At 71.1% G+C, this 16,712-nt stretch carries 17 protein-coding genes; 12 read left to right on the forward strand and 5 right to left on the reverse strand.

Annotated features, from left to right (window positions below; translation table 11 throughout):
- The first annotated feature begins 408 nt into the window (after positions 1-408).
- The 6 genes from CLV67_RS30950 to CLV67_RS54815 all read left to right on the forward strand — a co-directional run bounded on the left by CLV67_RS30950 (position 409) and on the right by CLV67_RS54815 (position 6,334).
- A complete protein-coding gene (locus tag CLV67_RS30950) occupies positions 409-2,568 on the forward strand; it encodes an ATP-binding SpoIIE family protein phosphatase (RefSeq protein ID WP_106324663.1) in 2,160 nt (719 codons plus the stop codon).
- The gene (locus CLV67_RS30955; RefSeq protein WP_239166607.1) at positions 2,565-3,824 is read left to right on the forward strand and encodes a cation:proton antiporter; all 1,260 of its coding nucleotides are present in this window, start codon (positions 2,565-2,567) and stop codon (positions 3,822-3,824) included. The genes CLV67_RS30950 and CLV67_RS30955 overlap by 4 nt, the downstream gene beginning before the upstream one ends.
- Positions 3,825-3,968: 144 nt before the next feature.
- On the forward strand, positions 3,969-4,685 hold the full coding sequence (locus tag CLV67_RS30960; RefSeq protein WP_239166606.1) for a VOC family protein: 717 nt from the start codon (positions 3,969-3,971) through the stop codon (positions 4,683-4,685).
- Between the two features lie 470 nt (positions 4,686-5,155).
- Entirely contained in the window at positions 5,156-5,377 is a 222-nt protein-coding gene (locus tag CLV67_RS30965; protein ID WP_106324665.1) for a DUF3072 domain-containing protein, read from the forward strand.
- Positions 5,378-5,475: 98 nt separating this feature from the next.
- Entirely contained in the window at positions 5,476-5,712 is a 237-nt protein-coding gene (locus tag CLV67_RS30970; RefSeq protein WP_106324667.1) for a helix-turn-helix domain-containing protein, read from the forward strand.
- Between the two features lies 1 nt (position 5,713).
- On the forward strand, positions 5,714-6,334 hold the full coding sequence (locus CLV67_RS54815; RefSeq protein WP_106324668.1) for a Clp protease N-terminal domain-containing protein: 621 nt from the start codon (positions 5,714-5,716) through the stop codon (positions 6,332-6,334).
- Here CLV67_RS54815 and CLV67_RS30980 read toward each other — a convergent pair whose 3' ends face one another.
- Together CLV67_RS30980 and CLV67_RS30985 are read right to left on the reverse strand one after the other, a co-directional pair.
- Positions 6,335-6,847 (reverse strand): GNAT family N-acetyltransferase, encoded by a 513-nt coding sequence (locus CLV67_RS30980; RefSeq protein WP_106324670.1) that lies wholly within the window; start codon positions 6,845-6,847, stop codon positions 6,335-6,337.
- Between the two features lie 1,051 nt (positions 6,848-7,898).
- Complete coding sequence (locus tag CLV67_RS30985) at positions 7,899-8,453, reverse strand: GNAT family N-acetyltransferase (RefSeq protein ID WP_239166604.1); 555 nt, start codon at positions 8,451-8,453, stop codon at positions 7,899-7,901.
- A gap of 73 nt (positions 8,454-8,526) precedes the next feature.
- Here CLV67_RS30985 and CLV67_RS30990 point away from each other — a divergent pair, with 73 nt between their 5' ends.
- Genes CLV67_RS30990 through CLV67_RS31000 form a run of 3 tightly spaced genes read left to right on the forward strand, consistent with a single transcriptional unit; the run spans position 8,527 to position 11,132 of the window.
- Positions 8,527-8,967: a MarR family winged helix-turn-helix transcriptional regulator gene (locus CLV67_RS30990; protein ID WP_106324672.1), complete on the forward strand. Its 441-nt coding sequence runs from the start codon at positions 8,527-8,529 to the stop codon at positions 8,965-8,967.
- A gap of 3 nt (positions 8,968-8,970) precedes the next feature.
- Positions 8,971-9,921: a pirin family protein gene (locus tag CLV67_RS30995; RefSeq protein WP_106324674.1), complete on the forward strand. Its 951-nt coding sequence runs from the start codon at positions 8,971-8,973 to the stop codon at positions 9,919-9,921.
- 14 nt (positions 9,922-9,935) lie between these two features.
- Positions 9,936-11,132 (forward strand): aminopeptidase, encoded by a 1,197-nt coding sequence (locus tag CLV67_RS31000; RefSeq protein WP_106324676.1) that lies wholly within the window; start codon positions 9,936-9,938, stop codon positions 11,130-11,132.
- Positions 11,133-11,136: 4 nt separating this feature from the next.
- Here the strand turns inward: CLV67_RS31000 and CLV67_RS31005 are convergent, their stop codons facing one another.
- Entirely contained in the window at positions 11,137-12,720 is a 1,584-nt protein-coding gene (locus CLV67_RS31005; protein WP_106324678.1) for a phospholipase D family protein, read from the reverse strand.
- A 102-nt stretch (positions 12,721-12,822) separates the two neighbouring features.
- On the opposite strand from CLV67_RS31005, the gene CLV67_RS54365 reads away from it, so the two are divergent.
- A complete protein-coding gene (locus CLV67_RS54365) occupies positions 12,823-12,948 on the forward strand; it encodes a hypothetical protein (RefSeq protein WP_275414926.1) in 126 nt (41 codons plus the stop codon).
- On the opposite strand, the gene CLV67_RS31010 is transcribed toward CLV67_RS54365, so the two are convergent.
- Positions 12,890-13,588: a class I SAM-dependent methyltransferase gene (locus tag CLV67_RS31010; protein ID WP_106324680.1), complete on the reverse strand. Its 699-nt coding sequence runs from the start codon at positions 13,586-13,588 to the stop codon at positions 12,890-12,892. The genes CLV67_RS54365 and CLV67_RS31010 overlap by 59 nt on opposite strands.
- Positions 13,589-13,672: 84 nt before the next feature.
- On the opposite strand from CLV67_RS31010, the gene CLV67_RS31015 reads away from it, so the two are divergent.
- Together CLV67_RS31015 and CLV67_RS31020 are read left to right on the forward strand one after the other, a co-directional pair.
- Entirely contained in the window at positions 13,673-14,944 is a 1,272-nt protein-coding gene (locus CLV67_RS31015; protein ID WP_106324682.1) for a sensor histidine kinase, read from the forward strand.
- Entirely contained in the window at positions 14,941-15,582 is a 642-nt protein-coding gene (locus tag CLV67_RS31020; RefSeq protein ID WP_106324684.1) for a response regulator, read from the forward strand. The genes CLV67_RS31015 and CLV67_RS31020 overlap by 4 nt, the downstream gene beginning before the upstream one ends.
- Here CLV67_RS31020 and CLV67_RS31025 read toward each other — a convergent pair.
- A complete protein-coding gene (locus tag CLV67_RS31025; protein WP_106324686.1) occupies positions 15,568-16,683 on the reverse strand; it encodes a protein-L-isoaspartate O-methyltransferase family protein in 1,116 nt (371 codons plus the stop codon). The two genes, CLV67_RS31020 and CLV67_RS31025, sit on opposite strands and share 15 nt — an antisense overlap.
- Positions 16,684-16,712: the final 29 nt, after the last annotated feature.

Below are 16,712 nucleotides of genomic sequence, written 5' to 3' on the forward strand. Positions count from 1 at the left end.
CCGGCCGTCGGCCGAAGCGGGAACACGACACAAACGGAACGCGGTCGGGCCGGGCGCACGGCTCCCCGTCGAGGGCGCACCCGACCGGCGGCTCGGCCGGGCAGGGTCGAGCGTGAATCTGAAGAAGGCGGCTCCGGCGGCCAGGGGCGGGGCGCGGCGTCCGGCGGCGGCAGGGCGAGGCGGGGCTTTCCTGCTTGGAGATCTTTTCATTTCGCGGGTACGCCGTCGGCGGCTCCGCGTCGACCGGGGACATCGTGATCGCGGCCGAATCGACTGCTCACCCACGGTGAGCATGAGCGCGAGACTTCTCGTGCATCAATGCCCGATCTGTACCAGGGATCGGTCAATAACCGGACGGACGGCCGGTGGGGCATCGTACAAACGGACCACACGGGATAGGCTTTCCGCATGGTCGGCTCGGGAGGGTTCGGGTCGGGGGGTCTCCACCCGTCTCCGATCACCACGCTGCCCGTGCAGGCGGCCGGAGCACAGCACACCGGCCTGGGCTGCGCGGCGCTGGTGCACGCCTTCGACTGGTCGGCGACCTCCCTCGGCCCGATCACAGGGTGGGATTCCGCGGTCCGCGCGGCCGTCGAGGTGGCGCTCGCCTCCCCCGTGCCGATGCTGCTCACGGTCGGTGACGATTTCGTGATCATCTACAACGATGCCTACGCCGAGGTCCTCGGCTCGCTGCATCCGCTCGCCATGGGCCGGCCCGCCGCGGAGGCGTTCGGCGCGGCCTGGGACCAGCCCGGCCTGGGTGACGTGATCCAGCAGGTGCACCGCACCGGACGGTCGGTGCTCGAGCCGGAGAGTCAGGTGCAGTTCGCGCCGGGGCACACCGAGCCGGCGTTCTACACCCGCGGCCACTCGTTGGTCCGCACGTCGCGGGGCGCGGTGGCCGGCGTGCTCACGGTGGCCGCCGAGACCACACACGTCGTGCACCGGCTGCAGAGCCTCGGCGAGCTCACCGCACGGCTGGCCGGCGCGCTGACCATCGACGATGTCACGCGAGTCGTTCTTACGTACGCCATGGAATCCTTTGATCTCGATCATTGCGTGCTGGCGGTGGACGAGGGCCTGGCCTATCGCTATGTCCGCCGGATCCGCGGCGAGATGCTGGACGAGGTCGACGAACGTCTTCCACCGGTCTGGCGGCGGATCAGCGCCGATCCGGCGGCGCCCGCGGTGGCGGCGGCCGAGACCGGGCGGGCGACCTTCACGGCCGATGGCGAGCCACTCGCTGCGGTGGCCTCCGACCGGCACGAGCGGCGGGTCCGCGCCCTGGCAGCCCTGCCGCTGCGCACGCCGTCGCTGCGAGGCGCGCTGACGTTCGGTTTCCGCCGGGCGCATGTCTGGCTGCCGGCTGAGCGTGCCCTGCTGAAGGCCGCGGCCGAGCTGGTGGCACAGGCGGCCGAGAGGGCCCGCCGATTCGAGGCCCAGCACGGTACTGCCCAGCTGCTCCAGCGCAGCATGCTTCCCGAGCACCTTCCCGAGCTGGAGACGTTCCGCATCGCGGCGCGCTACGACGTGGGCGTCGACGGCAACGCGGCCGGCGGCGACTTCTACGACGCGTTCCACCTGCTCGACGGACGGCTCGCGATGGTGCTCGGCGACGTGGCGGGGCACGACGTGCGCGCCGCCGCGGTGATGGGCCAGGTCCGGGCCGCGCTGCGGGCCATGGCGCTGACCGACCCGTCGCCGCCGAGCGTGCTGGCCGGGCTGGACCGCCTCGTCGGCTCGCTGGGCGCCGAGTCGCGTAACGAGGAGATCTTCGTGACCGTCGTCTACGGGGTGCTGGACCCCTCGGACGGTTCGATCACGCTGGCCAGTGCGGGTCACCCGCCGCCGGTGCTGCGCCGGGCCGGGCGGGCCGGCGGGCCGGCCACCGCCGAGCTGGTGAAGGTGCCGCCCGGCGCGCCGCTGGGCCTGGGCGGGCGCTGGCAGACCGGTTCCGTGCACCTGGAGCCGGGCGACACGATCCTGATGTTCAGCGACGGCGTGGTGGAGCGGCGCGACCGGCCCCTCAACGACGGGCTGGACGCGCTGGTCGCCGCTGCGGCCGCGTCACCGAGCGGCGACCCGCGCAACCTGTGCTCGCTGGCGACCGCCGCTGTTCCGGGGACGACCGACGACGACGTGGCCGTCCTCGCGGTGGAGCACGCTCTGGCCGCGAGCCGGTCGGCGACGATGCAGGTGGCGGCGGAGCCGACCGGTCCGAGCCGGGTCCGGCAGTGGATGACGGCACGGCTGCGCGAGTGGAGCGTGCCGGAGTCGGTGATCGGTGCGGCGATCCTGTGCACCAGCGAGCTGACGACGAACGCGCTGCTGCACGCGGGCACCCCGGCGCAGGTGCACATCGACCTGAACGCCGAGCGTCTGCTGGTGTCGGTGGCCGACACCGGCACCCGCGGCAGCGTGATCCGGGCGCGCGCCGACACGATGGCCAGCCGGGGCCGCGGCCTGGGCCTGATCGAGGAGCTCAGCGACTCATGGGGCACCGACCCGACGGTCCGCGGATCGACGGTGTGGTTCGAGATCCTCTTGGCGGGTAAAGCGCGGGCATGACTCTGCCGGACATCCAGGTGTCCGATGTGCTCTATGCCCTGTTCGGCGCCGGTGCCCTGCTGGCCGGGATCCTGCCGCGGCTTCTGGAGCGCCGACCGCTGTCCATGCCGATGACCTTCCTCGGGCTGGGGATGCTGGTCTTCGGGCTGCCGCTGGGCCTGCCACCGGCCGATCCGCTGGCGCATCCGAAACTGACCGAACACCTCACCGAGGTCGGGGTGATCGTCGCGCTGATGGGTGCCGGCCTGAAGATCGACCGGCCGTTCGGACGCCGTCGCTGGGCGTCCACGTTCCGCCTGCTGATCGTGGCGATGCCGGTGACGATCGCCGCGGTGGCGCTGCTCGGGTGGTGGTGGGCGGGTCTCGTTCCCGCGTCGGCGCTGCTCCTGGGCGCGGCGATGGCGCCGACCGACCCGGTGCTCGCCTCGGACGTGCAGGTCGGTGAGCCGACCGACGAGGAGGACTCGGAGGACGAGGTCCGGTTCGCGCTGACGTCAGAGGCGGGTCTCAACGACGGGCTGGCGTTCCCGTTCGTCTACGCGGCGATCGCGATCGCGGCGCACGGGCTCGCCCCTGCCGGGTGGTTCGGGACGTGGGTGCTGAGCGACGTCCTCTACAAGGGTGCGGTCGGGCTGGTCGGCGGCATCGTGATCGGACGGCTGCTGGGCAAGCTGTTCTTCCGGGCGAAGCGGGACTCACTACGACTCTCCCGGCATTCCGAGGGTTTCCTGGCGCTGGCGGCGACTTTTCTGGCGTACGGCTTGGTCGAGGTCGTCGGGGGTTATGGGTTTCTCGCGGTGTTCGTGGCGGCGCGGGCGATCCGTGCGGCGGAGCGGTCGCACGAGTACCACCAGGTGCTGCATGAGTTCGCCGAACAGATCGAGCGGCTCCTGACCGTCCTGCTGCTGCTTCTGCTGGGCGGTGCGGTGGTCGGCGGACTGCTGGCGCCGCTCACCTGGCAGGCGGCGCTGACCGGTCTCGCCCTGGTCTTCGTGATCCGTCCGCTGACCGGTTTCGTGGCGTTGCGCGGCACCCCGGGAACCACATCGGAACACTGGGTGATCGCCACGTTCGGTATCCGTGGCGTCGGTACGTTCTATTACCTAGCGTATGCAGTCACACATGCCGATTTCCCCGCCGCGGGACTCGTCTGGGCGACCGCCGCATTCGTCGTCGTCGTGTCCGTAGTGCTGCACGGTGTAGCGGCGACGCCGGTGATGCGTCACCTGGATCACTCGCCCGCTTACCAAGAGTAGTTTAAAACTGCTCTAAACCAGACAATGAACCGGCTGGTGGTGACGAAGCGTTATCAGTGCCGTAGAGTACGAAGGTAACTGGGGATGTCCACCATGGAGCGGCTCATGCGGATCAGAGGCTATGCACCCTTGACACCTTGCTGGGTGGAACTGGCGAGTGCGGACCCCGCACGCGCGGCACAGTTCTACGGAGAGTTGTTCGGCTGGGAGTCGGCGGGTGATCGGTTCAAGCTCGATGGGCGCGCTGTCGCCGGTCTCACCCGCAGTCAGTACGACCGGCCGGACGGGTGGCTGACCCACGTCAGCACGCCCGACCTCGAGGAGACCCTCGAGCAGGTCGCGCTCTCCGGCGGACACTGCCTGGGCCACCCGGCCGAGGCACACGGCGGACGGCGCGCGGTCGTCGCCGACCCGAACGGCGCCATCATCGGCCTCTGGCAGGCGCACGACTTCGCCGGCGCGCAGGCCGGCGGCGAACCCGGCACGATGTCGTGGCCGGAACTGATCACCGACGACCCGGATGCTGCGGCCCGTTTCTACGGCTCGGCGTTCGGCTGGCTGCTGCGCCACGACTTCGGCACCGGCGAGTGGCTCAACCAGGGCCACGACGCGATCGCCGGCCTCGCTCCCGGATACCGTGGCGCCTGGTGGCGCGCGGCCTTCCAGGTCGAGGACATCCAGTTCGCGGCCGACCACTGCGAGCGTCTCGGGGGCGCGGTGATCACCGAGCCTTCGGAGGCCGGGCTGACCGCCTTCGCCGAGCTGCGCGACCCGTTCGGCGCCCGCTTCACGGTCGCCGCTCCGGTGCACCACCCGGTCGAGCTGACCGTATCGCTGGGCACGCTGCCGGCCTGGGACTGAGCTTTTCTGTAGTTCGCACGCGGAACAGGCCGACCCTTCGGGGTCGGCCTGTCCGCGTTTCCCGCCACGACTCGCAGACAACCGCCGGCCACCACGCCTCACCGCCACCCCATCAGCGTGGTGAATTGCGGCGCACATGCGGGCGTAGATCACCACGCTGGGCGGCCCACCCGGCAGCGTGGTGAACTGCGGCGCGTATGCGGGCACAGATCACCACACAGCGGCAGCCCACCCGGCAGCGCGGTGAACAGCGGCACGCATACGGGCACAGATCACCACACAGCGGCAGCCCACCCGGCAGCGTGGTGAACAGCGGCGCGCAGGTGGGCGCGGGTCACCACGCAGCGGCGGCCGACCCGGGGATGTGAAGCAGGCGGTCGGGGATCACTTCCGGGTGCCCTGTGGCATGGAGTGGCGGGGTGGCGGGTAATGGCACAGGCGTTCGAGATCTTCAGGGAAAGGACGGCGACATGGCCGACCGGACGAACGCCACCGACGCCGCGGATGCGGGCAACGCGATCAAGGACCCGGACGACTGGACGACCGGGGATCAGCCGGCCACCGGGGCGCAGGAGTCCTATCTGCGGACCCTTGCGACCGAGGCCCACGAGGAGGTCCCGGAGGGAATGAGCAAGGCGGACGCCTCGCGCAAGATCGACGAGCTGCAGGAGAAGACCGGCCGCGGCGCCTGAGTCGCTGACCGAAAAGGGCCGGCCCGGACAACCCGGGCCGGCCCTTTCGTGCGTCAACTTTGGTTGACAGGATGGATTCGTCAACGTAGGTTGACAGCATGACAGAAGCTACCGATCTCGCCGCCGCGGCCGGGAGCACCGATCCACGGGTCGGGCTTCGGGCGGTCGTGGCGCTGCGCCGCCTGCTCGAAGGGCTGGAGCACCTACAGGTGGCCAACGCCCGCGCCAAGGGGTGGTCCTGGCAGGAGATCGCCGACGCACTCGACGTGACCCGCCAGGGCGTTCACAAGAAGCACGCGCGCATGATGCCGATGCCGGATCCACGGGAGGACTGAGATGTTCGAGCGATTCACCAAGGCCGCCCGCGACGTGGTGATCGGCGCGCAGACGAAGGCCCGGCTGCTGGGGCACGAGACGATCGGCACCGAGCACACCCTGCTGTCGCTGGTCTCCCAGGAGAACCCCGCGGTCCGGGACGCTTTCCGGGGCGCCGGTGGCGAGGTCGACGAGGATTATGTACGGGCGGCGATCGTCCGGCATGTGGGCGACCGGAGCGAGGCCTCGGCCATCGCCGACCGGGACGCCGAGGACGCCGCCGTGCTCAAGTCGATCGGCATCGACCTGGACGCGGTGCGGGCCGCCATCGAGGAGAACTTCGGTGCCGGCGCTTTGCGGCTCCCGCGTCCCGTACCGAAGAAGAAAGGTCTTTTCGGGCGGTTGACCCCGGCCACGACCAGCGGGCACCGGCCGTTCTCAGCGCGCAACAAGAAGGTTCTCGAGTTGTCGCTGCGTGAGGCGATCCGGCTCAAGCACAACTTCATCGCGCCGGAGCACATCGCGCTCGGCATCCTGCGCGAGGGACAGGGGCTGGCCATGCTGATCCTGGCCGAGCGCGGGGCCGACTTCGACGCCGCCCGCGAGCGGCTCACACAGTCCCTCAACACGCCCGCCGCCTGATCAGCGCGGGCGGATGGCGGCGAAGAGCAGGCGGTCCCGCCATTCGCCGCGGATGTGCAGGTAGTCGCGCAGGTGACCCTCGTAGCTGAGGCCCGCCTTCTCCAGGACGCGGCGCGAACCTTCGTTGCCGGGGTCGCAGGTGGCGGCCAGCCGGTGCAGGTCCAGCCGATCGAAGGCGAAGCCGAGCACCGCGGCCGCCGCCTCGGTGGCGTAGCCGTGCCCCCAGGCCGGGCGGGCCAGGACGTAACCCATTTCGCCGCGTGCGTGGAGAACACTGGTGACCCGTACCTGAACGGCACCGATCACGGCGCCGTCGCGCTCGACGGCGAACAGGTGGACACCGTCGGCCGGGGTGACGGCCTCGGCCATGAACCGCTCCGTGTCGGCTGCCGTGTTCGGGCCCCAGTCCATGTAGCGGACGACCTCGGGGTCGGCGGCGTAGGCGTGCACGGCCGGCGCGTCCTCGATCCGGAAGGGCCGCAGACGCAGGCGAGCGGTCGTCAGTTCGGTCACCGGGCCACCGTAGACGAGCCGGCCGACCCGTCACGACGCGGCATTCGTCGCCCTTCCAGCCGACGTTTCGCCCCGTTCGCCGATATGCGACTTGCCAGATCTTGTGGCTCTGCGGTTGACGGGGCGGCGCAACCTCACAACATCGTCGGGCGGCACGCCTGGCGCCGCCTTCCGCGGGCAGACCTTGTGCCGGCGTTGCCGCCTGAGTTCAGATCCTGTTCGGGCGCTGGCGGGATGAAGGGCTCGAGCAGAGCCGTAGCGAGCATCTACCGGCGGCCGGATTCCATGCTGGAGATGCGGCTGGCCGGCTCGCGACCGGACCGCGGAAGGTCGGGCCGACACCAGCAGTGACTGATCCCCGGCGCACAGACGGGTCAGAGCTCGATAACCGCGACATCGCGGTGCTGGACGATCATCTACGCCGTTTTGGAGGCCGGCTGCGCCCTATGGCTGCTTCCCGAGCCGTGAAGGGCCCGCCAGGCACGGCCGGCCGATCGAATGTCGGGTATGTGGCATCCCCACCTGACGTGATCGGCGCCGTCTGACGTGACCGCTGCATCCAACGCGATCGCCGCGCCTGACGTGATCGCCGCGCCTGACGTGATCGCCGCGGAAGGTCCGGCCCTGGTTCGGGAAGGTGTCTAGACACCTTTTACGGTCAGGGTCTGTTTGGGGCTGGTGGGGACAGTCCTGTCCCGGGCCACATGCTGGTGGGGACAGTCCTTTCCCGGGCCACCTGATCGCCCAGCCGTGGGCGGCGAACCCTTCCCCGGGCTGTTGATCGCCCAGCCGTGGCCGGTGAACCCTTCCTCAGACCGCCTGATCGCCCAGCCGTGGGCGGTGAACCCTTTAACGGGCCGGAGGCAGCGATATCCCGGAGCCCGGCTCCGAAAACGGCCCTAGTTGATCGTCCAGCACCGGGTCGCGGCGGTAACCGACCCCGCGAGCCCGGAGCCCACGACGGTGACGCCCGGCCATCAGCCGACCGAGCGCCACCGACGGCTCAAACGAATGCGGCTGACGGGCCGGGAACCCCGACTGCGAAAGGTGTCTAGAGGCGCAGGCGCATCGCGGGGTCGGGCTTGCGAGTGAAGCCGAGGGAGGCGTAGAGGGGCTCGCCGTCCGGGGAGGCCGTCAGGTCCGCGGCGCGCACGCCCTGGTCGCGGAACCACTGCAGGAGCGCCTCCATGCAGGCTCGGGAGTAGCCGCGACGCCGCATGGCCGGGTCGGTGGCGACATTGAACACGTACCCGACCCGGCCATCGGGGTTGAACGGATTGCCGAGGCGCTCCTCGATGAGACCCACCGCGCAGGAGACCAGGCCGGGGCCGTCGGGGTTCTCGACGACGAAGGCGGCCAAGGACTCCGAGGACGCGGAGGAACCCAGGGAGGCCGAGGAGCCGGAGCAGACCGACGACGCCGGGGAAGCCGAGGACGCTGGGAGAGCCGGGGCGGCCGGGTCGTGGGCCAAGCGCCGGACCAGGGAGGCGCGGGCCGGCTCGCGCCAGTCGTCGTTCCAGGTCGCTGTGCTGAAGGTGGCGAGCATGACGGCCCGGAGGCGGACCAGTTCGTCGGCGTCGGCGGGTACGGCTCGGCGGATCTTCACGAGCGCACCTTACCCCCGTACACCATCTCTTTCAGATTTGAAGTTTCAGATTTTAAGGAGTATGGTTCCCGTCATGGCCGAACCGCTGACCGGGACGCAACTGGCGCACTGGCGCACCTTCATCGAGAGCTCGTGGGCACTGCACACGCGCCTCGAGGAGGAGCTCCGGGCCGCCACCGGGCTGAGCATGAACGACTACCACGTGCTCGTCGCGCTCGCCGACGCCCCCGACCGGCGGATCCGCATGGGTGAGCTGGCCAACCGTCTCGTGCTGTCGCCGAGCCGGATCACCTACCAGATCAGCTCCATGGTCAAGAGGGGTCTGGTGAGCAAGGAGAGCTGCCCCGAGGACGGGCGCGGCCAGGAGGCCGTGCTGACCGAGGAGGGGCTGGCGACGCTGCGAGCGGCGGCGCCGTCCCACCTGGAGACCGTCCGCGAGAGCTTCATCGACCATCTGGACGACGAGGAGCTGGCCGTGATCGGCCACGTCTTCGCCAAGATCAGGAAGGTATGAGCCATGCCAGCCATCACCGTTGAAGACGTCCTCGTCCTGCCCCGGCTGCCCAGGCTGGACCCGGTCACGACCGAGTTCCGGGCCGTCCGGCGACTGACCACGGCGCCGCAGGGCTACGAGGGTGAGGGGTTCCCGGTGCGCCGGGCCTTCGCCGGGGTGCCGATGTCCGAGCTCGACCCGTTCATCCACCTCGACCAGATGGGTGAGGTCGACTACGCGCCGGGCGAGCCGAAGGGCACGCCGTGGCACCCGCACCGCGGCTTCGAGACGGTCACCTACATGATCGACGGGATCATGGACCACCAGGACTCGCTCGGTGGCGGCGGCTCGATCTCGAACAGCGACACCCAGTGGATGACCGCAGGCAAGGGCATCCTGCACATCGAGGCGCCGCCGGAGCACCTGGTGACCAGCGGCGGGCTCTTCCACGGGCTCCAGCTGTGGGTCAACCTGCCGCGGGCGGCCAAGATGATCGACCCCAAATACCAGGACATCCGCGGTACGAAGGCCGCGCTGCTCACCACACACGACGGCGGCGGACTGATCCGGGTCATCGCCGGCGAGATCGCCGGGCACCGTGGGCCGGGGTCGACGTTCACGCCGATCAACCTGGCCCACATCACCCTGCAGCCCGGCGCGCGCCTGGATCTGCCCTGGCAGACCGACTACAACGCCCTGGTGTACGTACTCGCGGGCGAGGGATTCGCGGGCACCGACATGCGGCCGATCCGCCTCGGGCAGCTCGCCACCTACGGTCACGGTGAGGCGATCCGGGTGGAAGCGAAGACCGAATTGGATCTGTTCGTGATGGGCGGGCAGCCGATCCGGGAGCCGATCGCCCATTACGGGCCGTTCGTGATGAACACCCAGGCCGAGCTCAAGCAGGCCTTCGAGGACTTCCAGAAGGGGCGCCTCGGAGTCGTTCCGGCGGCACGCGTACCGCACACGGACTGACTACGCTGACCGGCATGGACCGGATCGAGCGATTCGCCGACGTCGTGGTCCGGGCTGGGGTCAACATCCAGCCCGGGCAGGGAGTGATCCTGCGTACGGACACCGCCCACCTCGAGATAGCCCGCGCGGTCGTGGAGGCGGCGTACGCGGCGGGCGCCGCCTGGGTGGAGCCGATCTGGTCGGACGGCCCGATGCGCCGTTCCGCCGTCGACCACGCCAGTCTCGAGACGCTGACCACCAGCCGCGGATGGGCGCTGCAGCGGATCCGGGAGTGGGCGGAGCAGGGCGTCGCGTCGATCGCCCTGCTGGGTGACGCCGATCCGCACGTGCTCGATGGCGCCGATCCGGCACGCGCAGCGGCGTTCCCGTTCGACGAGACGCGCGCGATGCGGGAGAGCGTGCTGGGCCGGCTCCGCTGGACCGTGGTGGGCGCGCCCAACCCGGGCTGGGCCCACCAGATCTTCGGCGAGCCGGACACCGACCGGCTGTGGGACGCGGTCTCGACCGCCATGCGCCTGGACGCCGCGGATCCGGCCCTCGCGTGGCGGGAGCGGGCCGCGACACTGGCCGACCGGGCGTCACGGCTCGACGCGCTGGAGCTGACCTCGGTGCGGTATGTGGGTGACGGCACCGACCTCACGGTCGGGCTGATCCCGGGCTGCCGCTGGACGGGTGGTGGCCTGGTCGACTCCGCGGGCATCCCGTACATGCCGAACATCCCGACCGAAGAGGTGTTCACCAGCCCCGACCGGCGCCGCGCGGACGGCCGGATCAGGCTGACGAAACCGCTGGTGCTCAACGGGCAGCTGGTGCGCGGGTTGCGGGTGGAGTTCGCGGGCGGGCGGATCACCGACGTGTCGGCCGACTCCGGGGTGGAGGCGGTGCGCGCCCAGCTGGAGACGGACCCGGGTGCCCGGTCGCTGGGCGAGGTGTCGCTCGTCGACTCGGACAGCCGGATCGCCAGGACCGGCATCGTCTTCCACAACACACTGTTCGACGAGAACGCGGGTTGTCACGTGGCCTGGGGTTCGAGCTTCCCGTTCGCCGTGCCGGGCGGACCGCAGATGGGCGCGGCGGAGCGCGAGGAGCTGGGCCTGAACACGTCGGCCGTGCACACCGACGTGGTGATCGGCGGCGACGGCATCACGGTCACCGGGACCGGCCCGAAGGGCACCGTCGAGATCATCCGCAACGACGAATGGGTGCTCTGACCGCTCACCAGGTGCCGGCTCGGCGGGCCCGCCAGGGCCGGCCGTCCGGGTCGTAGACGAGGCGGTACGCGGGCAGCGCCCACAGCCGCTGATGCCACGGCAGCTTCTCGGTCTGGTGCGGGATGAGCCGGCCCGGCGGGCGGGTGCCGATCCGGCCGTTGTCGCGCCAGTCGCGCAGGCGGTCGGCGGCCTCGGTCAGGGCCGCCACCGCGCTCTCCGGATCGAGCAGGTCGGCGTCGTCCCCGTCGGCCCGGTCCAAGTGCTCCCGGAGAAGCGACAGCCGCAGGTCACGGGGTATCTTTCGGGCACCGTCGCCGAGCCCGGCCGGGTCCGCCGGGGCCCGCTCGTCGCGGGTCTCGTCCAGGACCGCGCAGGACAGCTCGCTGTCGTGGGTCCACGAACGACGGTTGAAGTTGTCGCTGCCGACGCTGCACCACACGTCGTCGATCACGCAGATCTTGGCGTGCACGTAGATCGGCGTACCGGCGTGGTTCTCCAGGTCGAAGACGTGCACCCGGTCACCGCCGGCCCGCTTGCACAGCTCGATGGCCTGCTCCCGGCCGACCTGGTTGGGCGGCAGGGCGAACCCGCCGTCCACGTCCGGGTGCCGGGGCACCACGGCGACCAGGTGCAGGTCCGGGTTGTCGTTCATCGCCTCGGCGAACAGCTGCGCGACTTCCTTCGACCACAGGTACTGGTCCTCGACGTAGATCAGCCGGCGGGCCCGCTTGATCGCCTTGGTGTAGCCGCGGGCCACGCTGCGCTCGCCCAGCTTCGCGAAGCCGTACGGCGGGCGCATCGCCGGGTAGGTCCGCAGCACCTGCACGGTGTGCGGGCCGCACTCGGGCGGGTCGGGCGGCTGCTCCGGCAGCGGGTCGGGACTCATGTCCTCGCCGCGCAGCCTGTCGGTGATCGTGGCGATCGGGCCGTCCTGGTCGAGCGGCACCCGGTCGCACCAGCGTTCCCGGAACGACTGATCGAGCGTGCCGACGACCGGTCCCCGCAGTGCCAGCTGAACGTCGTGCCAGGGCGGATTCGGGCCGTACGCCTTCGCCATCCGCACCGCCTGCGGGTCACCGTGGTGCTCGGCGTCGTCGCGGCGGCTGTGGCACAGGTCGATGCCGCCGGCGAACGCGATGTCGCGTTCCGGCCGGTTCGGGTGGCGCAGCACGACGAGCTTCTGATGGTGTGACCCGCCGCGGCGGACCCGCTGATCGAGCAGCACCTCGCCGCCGGCGGCCTCGATATCGTCGCTGAGGTTGCGGTTCTCCTCCTCGCTGTAGGCGAGTTTGTCGACGTGCGAACGCCAGAGCAGGCCCTTGACGACCACGCCGCGTTTGGCGGCGGCGGCGAACAGCTCGGCCACGGTCGGCCCGCCGTCACTGGTGCGCTCATCGGGGTCACCGCGCCAGTCGGTGAAGAAGAGGTGATCACCGGGCTCGAGTGCCTCGACCTCGGTCACCAACCGATCGAAGTAACTTTGCCCGTGAATGAGTGGCTCGACCGTGTTTCCGGTGTTCCATATGGGTATGGAGGTGTCCGGGTTGCCGCGTTCTGCAGCGGAGAGAAGCCATTCCTGCGGCGGCACTGCAACCCCTTCGAGGTCGACGACGCCCTCACGGTAAGCCTCCCGGCCGCCGCTCGCATCCGGTAGTGGCGACCGCCATCCCCCCGCGGAGGAGCGACACGCATGAGCAGTGAGCCCCTGACCACGACGCCAATCTCCGAAGCCACCGACTCCGCCGAGAAGGGCCTGCTCATCGCGGTCCTGATGCTGGTGCTGATGGGCACTGCCGCGATGCTGCTGATGTCCTGATCGAGAGGATCGTGGGAACCGGTGCGCCACCCTCGCTGAAGCCCTCGAACACGAGGCCGGCGGCGAGGAACGCGTTCAGAAGCTCGGGCAGGGGCCAGTGACTGGCGCCGACCTTGTCCCGTACCCCGTGGGAAGTCCATGAGTTCTTCGTCCAGTGACCGTCCAGATAACCGGGCCGGATGACCACCGCGGCCGGGTCGGCGCGGTCGGCGAACCCGCCGCAGAAGGCCGGGTGAACACCGATGTGGACGAACCGCCCGCCGGGGCGCAGCACCCGGCGGGCCTCGCGTAGCACGGCGGGGTACGCGGGCATGTCGGTGTGCGCCACCACGGTGATCGCCGCGTCGAACGAGGCGTCCGCGTACGGCAGCCGGCTCGCGTCGGCGCGCACGATCGGCAGACGGCCGGCGGCGTGGCCGAGCATGCCGGCCGACAGATCGGCGCCGAACGGCGTCCAGCCCAGCTCGCGCACCTGGGCCGCGTGGACTCCGGTGCCGCAGGCGATCTCCAGGCAGCGGCCGGATCCGGGACCGAGGTGCTCGGTGATCGCCCGCCGGATGCCGAGCGGATCGCCGGGCCTCGTCGACGGCAGGAACTCGGTCTCGTACCAGTCCGCGATCTCGTCGTAGGCCGCTCTCATCCGCAAAAGGTATACCCAGCACTACCCCGGATGGTGTCCCTGAACGGCTGGGCCGGGCGGTGACCGGCTGGCTACCGTGAGCCGGTGCTCACCAAAGCCCTGAAAGACCGCCGCTATCTGCTCACCTCGTGGCCGTGGCGGTCCCTCCTGCATCTGACGGTCACCGCGGTGATCGCCGCTCCGGTCGCCGCCGGGTTCTGGACGCTGCTGCTGCCCTGGATGGTGGCCGTCCGGGACGTCAGCGAGGGCCGGGGTCCACAGCCCGCGGTGCTCGTCCTGATGCTGCTCGCGGCCGTCCTGCTGGTCACCTGCGGGCCGGTGGTGGCCCTGCCGCTGGCCGCGTTGGAACGCCGCCGGCTCGGCCTGATCGACGAGCGGCCGCTGACCGGGCCGCACCGCCCGCTCGCCGCCAGCCCGGTCACCTGGCTGGTCTCGCGGTACCGCGAGGAGTCCACCTGGCGCGCCGTCCTCTACGCCGCCCTGCTCGGCCTGCTCGCTCCCCCGTTCTGGTTCGGCGTGGCCGTGCTGTTCGTCTTCGAGCTGGTGCTCCTGCTCAGCCCGGGCCTGACCGAGTGGCAGTTCGGCACCTACGTGATCAACGGCGGGATCGGTTCGGTGCCGTTCGTGCTGCTCGGCATCGTCCTGGCGCCAATCCTGCTCTACCTCGCCGGGGTGCTGGCGGCGGCGCACGGCGCGCTGGCCCGGCGGCTGCTCGGCGGTGGCGACGGGCTGCGTGACCGGCTCACCGAGGTGGCGCAGTCGCGGGCCCGGCTGGCCGACGCGTTCGACGCCGAGCGGCGGCGGATCGAGCGTGACCTGCACGACGGCGCCCAGCACCGGCTCACCAGCCTCACCCTGCAACTGGGCATGGCCCGGCTCGACCTGCCCGACGACTCCCCTGCCGCCGAGCCACTGGGCCGCGCCCACAACCAGGCCAAGGAGCTGATGGTGGTGCTGCGCGACCTCGTGCACGGCATCCGCCCGCAGACACTCGGCGACCTGGGGCTGCCGGCCGCGCTCCGCGAGCTGGCGGGCAACTCGCCGGTCCCGGTCACGGTCGACGCCACGGAGATCACCGGCCGCCTGCCGGAGCGCATCGAGACGACCGCCTACTTCGTGGCTGCCGAGGCGCTCACCAACGTCGTCAAGCACGCCCACGCCACGACGGTCCAGGTTCGCCTGCTCCGTGCCGGTGACGGGATCGCGCTGGAGGTCCTCGACGACGGGCGGGGCGGCGCCGACCCGGCACGCGGCACCGGGCTGACCGGCCTGGCCGACCGGGTGGCCGCGGCCGGCGGCAAGCTCCTGCTGGCCAGCCCGGCAGGCGGCCCGACGCTGCTGCGGGTCGAGCTGTGACCCGCGTGGTGCTCGCCGAGGACGGCGTCCTGCTGCGCGAGGGCCTGGTCGGGGTGCTGGTCCGGTTCGGCTTCGAGGTGGTGGCCGCGGTCGGTGACGCCGACGAGCTCGAGACCGCGGTCCGGGAGCACGACCCCGGATTGGTCGTCACCGACATCAAGATGCCGCCGTCCTTCTCCGACGAGGGGCTTCAGGCAGCCGTACGCCTCCGTCAAGCCCGCCCCGGCCTGCCGGTCGTGGTGCTCAGCCAGTACGTGCAGCAGGACTACGCGGCCGACCTGATCGCCACCGGCGACGGCGTCGGATACCTGCTCAAGGACCGGGTCGCCGACATCGCCGAGTTCGTGGCGGCGCTGCGCACCGTGGTCGCCGGCGGCACCGTTGTCGACCCCGACGTGGTCCGCCGCCTGATCAGCCGGCCGCAGGACCCGCTCGCCGGGCTGTCCAGCCGGGAGCGGGAGGTGCTGGCGCTGATCGCCGAGGGCCGGTCCAACTCGGCGATCGCGGCCGCGCTGTTCATCAGCGACCCCGCGGTCGGCAAGCACGTCGGCAACATCCTGGCCAAGCTGGGCCTGCCACCCACCGACGACACGAACCGGCGGGTGATGGCCGTGCTGACCTTCCTAGGCGCCCGATGACAAGGTCCACCGTGACGGGGCCCAGATCGGCGCGGCCGGGTCGCCGGTCAGCGCGAACCCGGTCCGCCACGCACGCATCGGCGGCCGGTCCGCGGCCTGCCAGCGGTCGGCCAGCGCGGTCCCGACCGCGGTCCAGCGCTCCGCCTCCGCGCCCGAGGCCAGGATCGCCCCGTCGGCCAGCACCACCGCGCCGGCCCGGCCGGTGTCGTCGAGCAGCGCCAGGTAGCTCTGCTCCCGGCCGGGGATCGAGGCGTGACTCACCCGGTGGTGCCAGTTGGCGGCCGCATACCAGAGGCCGCGATAGGCGTCCGGATCGAGCGGCGGCTGCCAGCGGGCCGGGGACGTCTCGGCCAGGTCCTCCAGGCCTACGGCCGCGGGTGGATGGCTGCGCGGGTGCCGGGCGCCGAGCGGCCCGGCCGCGCCCATGAAACCCGCCGAGCACACCACGGTCGCGGTGGGACCCGCGACCGCGGGCGGGCCGGCGGGCGCGGGGCGCACGTCGAGGACCGGGTGGATGCCACCGTGCGCGACCGGGACGACGATCCGGCCGTCCGGCTCCAGCCGATCGAGCCAGTGCGGAGAGACGCCGGCGACGCCGACGGTCACGATGATCCGGTCGTACCGCTCCGGCGGGCCCCCCGTGTAGCCGTCGGCGGCTTCCACCCGTACGCCCGCAATGCCCGCCCTCGCCAACGCGGACCTGGCCCGTGCCGCCACGTCGGACTGAACGTCCACCGTGGTCACGACCGCGCCGAGCGAAGCGAGAAGCGCGGCGTTGTAACCGGTCCCCGCACCGATCTCCAGGACTCGAAGCCCGGGCCACACGTCCAGCGCCTCGATCATGGTGGCCATCAGCGACGGCTGGCTGGACGAGCTGACCGGCACCTCGCCGTTCATCTTGGTGACCAGCACGTCGTCGCTGTAGACGGTCGGCAGGAACTCCGGATCGGCGGGCACGACCCGCCGCCCGTCACGCCGGTGGAAGCCGTCCGGCACGAAGATCTCGCGTGGCACCGTCGCGAACGCCTCTGCCAGGGCGGGCGAGAGCTCGGCGCCGTCGCGCCGGATCTGGGCGAGATAGTGCCGGCGGGCATCCTCCATGCCTGACACGGTACGGAAGATATCGCCGG

The organism is Actinoplanes italicus (assembly GCF_003001815.1).
GTDB classification, from domain to species: Bacteria; Actinomycetota; Actinomycetes; order Mycobacteriales; family Micromonosporaceae; genus Actinoplanes; species Actinoplanes italicus.

What these genes read in the sequence shown, in the direction of transcription:
- CLV67_RS30970 (WP_106324667.1), top strand. Translation starts at nt 5,476, where the DNA reads ATGACAGAAGCTACCGATCTCGCCGCCGCGGCCGGGAGCACCGATCCA.
- CLV67_RS54365 (WP_275414926.1), top strand. Translation starts at nt 12,823, where the DNA reads ATGAGCAGTGAGCCCCTGACCACGACGCCAATCTCCGAAGCCACCGAC.
- CLV67_RS30990 (WP_106324672.1), top strand. Translation starts at nt 8,527, where the DNA reads ATGGCCGAACCGCTGACCGGGACGCAACTGGCGCACTGGCGCACCTTC.
- CLV67_RS31025 (WP_106324686.1), bottom strand. Translation starts at nt 16,683, where the DNA reads ATGGAGGATGCCCGCCGGCACTATCTCGCCCAGATCCGGCGCGACGGC.
- CLV67_RS54815 (WP_106324668.1), top strand. Translation starts at nt 5,714, where the DNA reads ATGTTCGAGCGATTCACCAAGGCCGCCCGCGACGTGGTGATCGGCGCG.
- CLV67_RS31000 (WP_106324676.1), top strand. Translation starts at nt 9,936, where the DNA reads ATGGACCGGATCGAGCGATTCGCCGACGTCGTGGTCCGGGCTGGGGTC.
- CLV67_RS30995 (WP_106324674.1), top strand. Translation starts at nt 8,971, where the DNA reads ATGCCAGCCATCACCGTTGAAGACGTCCTCGTCCTGCCCCGGCTGCCC.
- CLV67_RS30955 (WP_239166607.1), top strand. Translation starts at nt 2,565, where the DNA reads ATGACTCTGCCGGACATCCAGGTGTCCGATGTGCTCTATGCCCTGTTC.
- CLV67_RS31010 (WP_106324680.1), bottom strand. Translation starts at nt 13,588, where the DNA reads ATGAGAGCGGCCTACGACGAGATCGCGGACTGGTACGAGACCGAGTTC.
- CLV67_RS30965 (WP_106324665.1), top strand. Translation starts at nt 5,156, where the DNA reads ATGGCCGACCGGACGAACGCCACCGACGCCGCGGATGCGGGCAACGCG.
- CLV67_RS30950 (WP_106324663.1), top strand. Translation starts at nt 409, where the DNA reads ATGGTCGGCTCGGGAGGGTTCGGGTCGGGGGGTCTCCACCCGTCTCCG.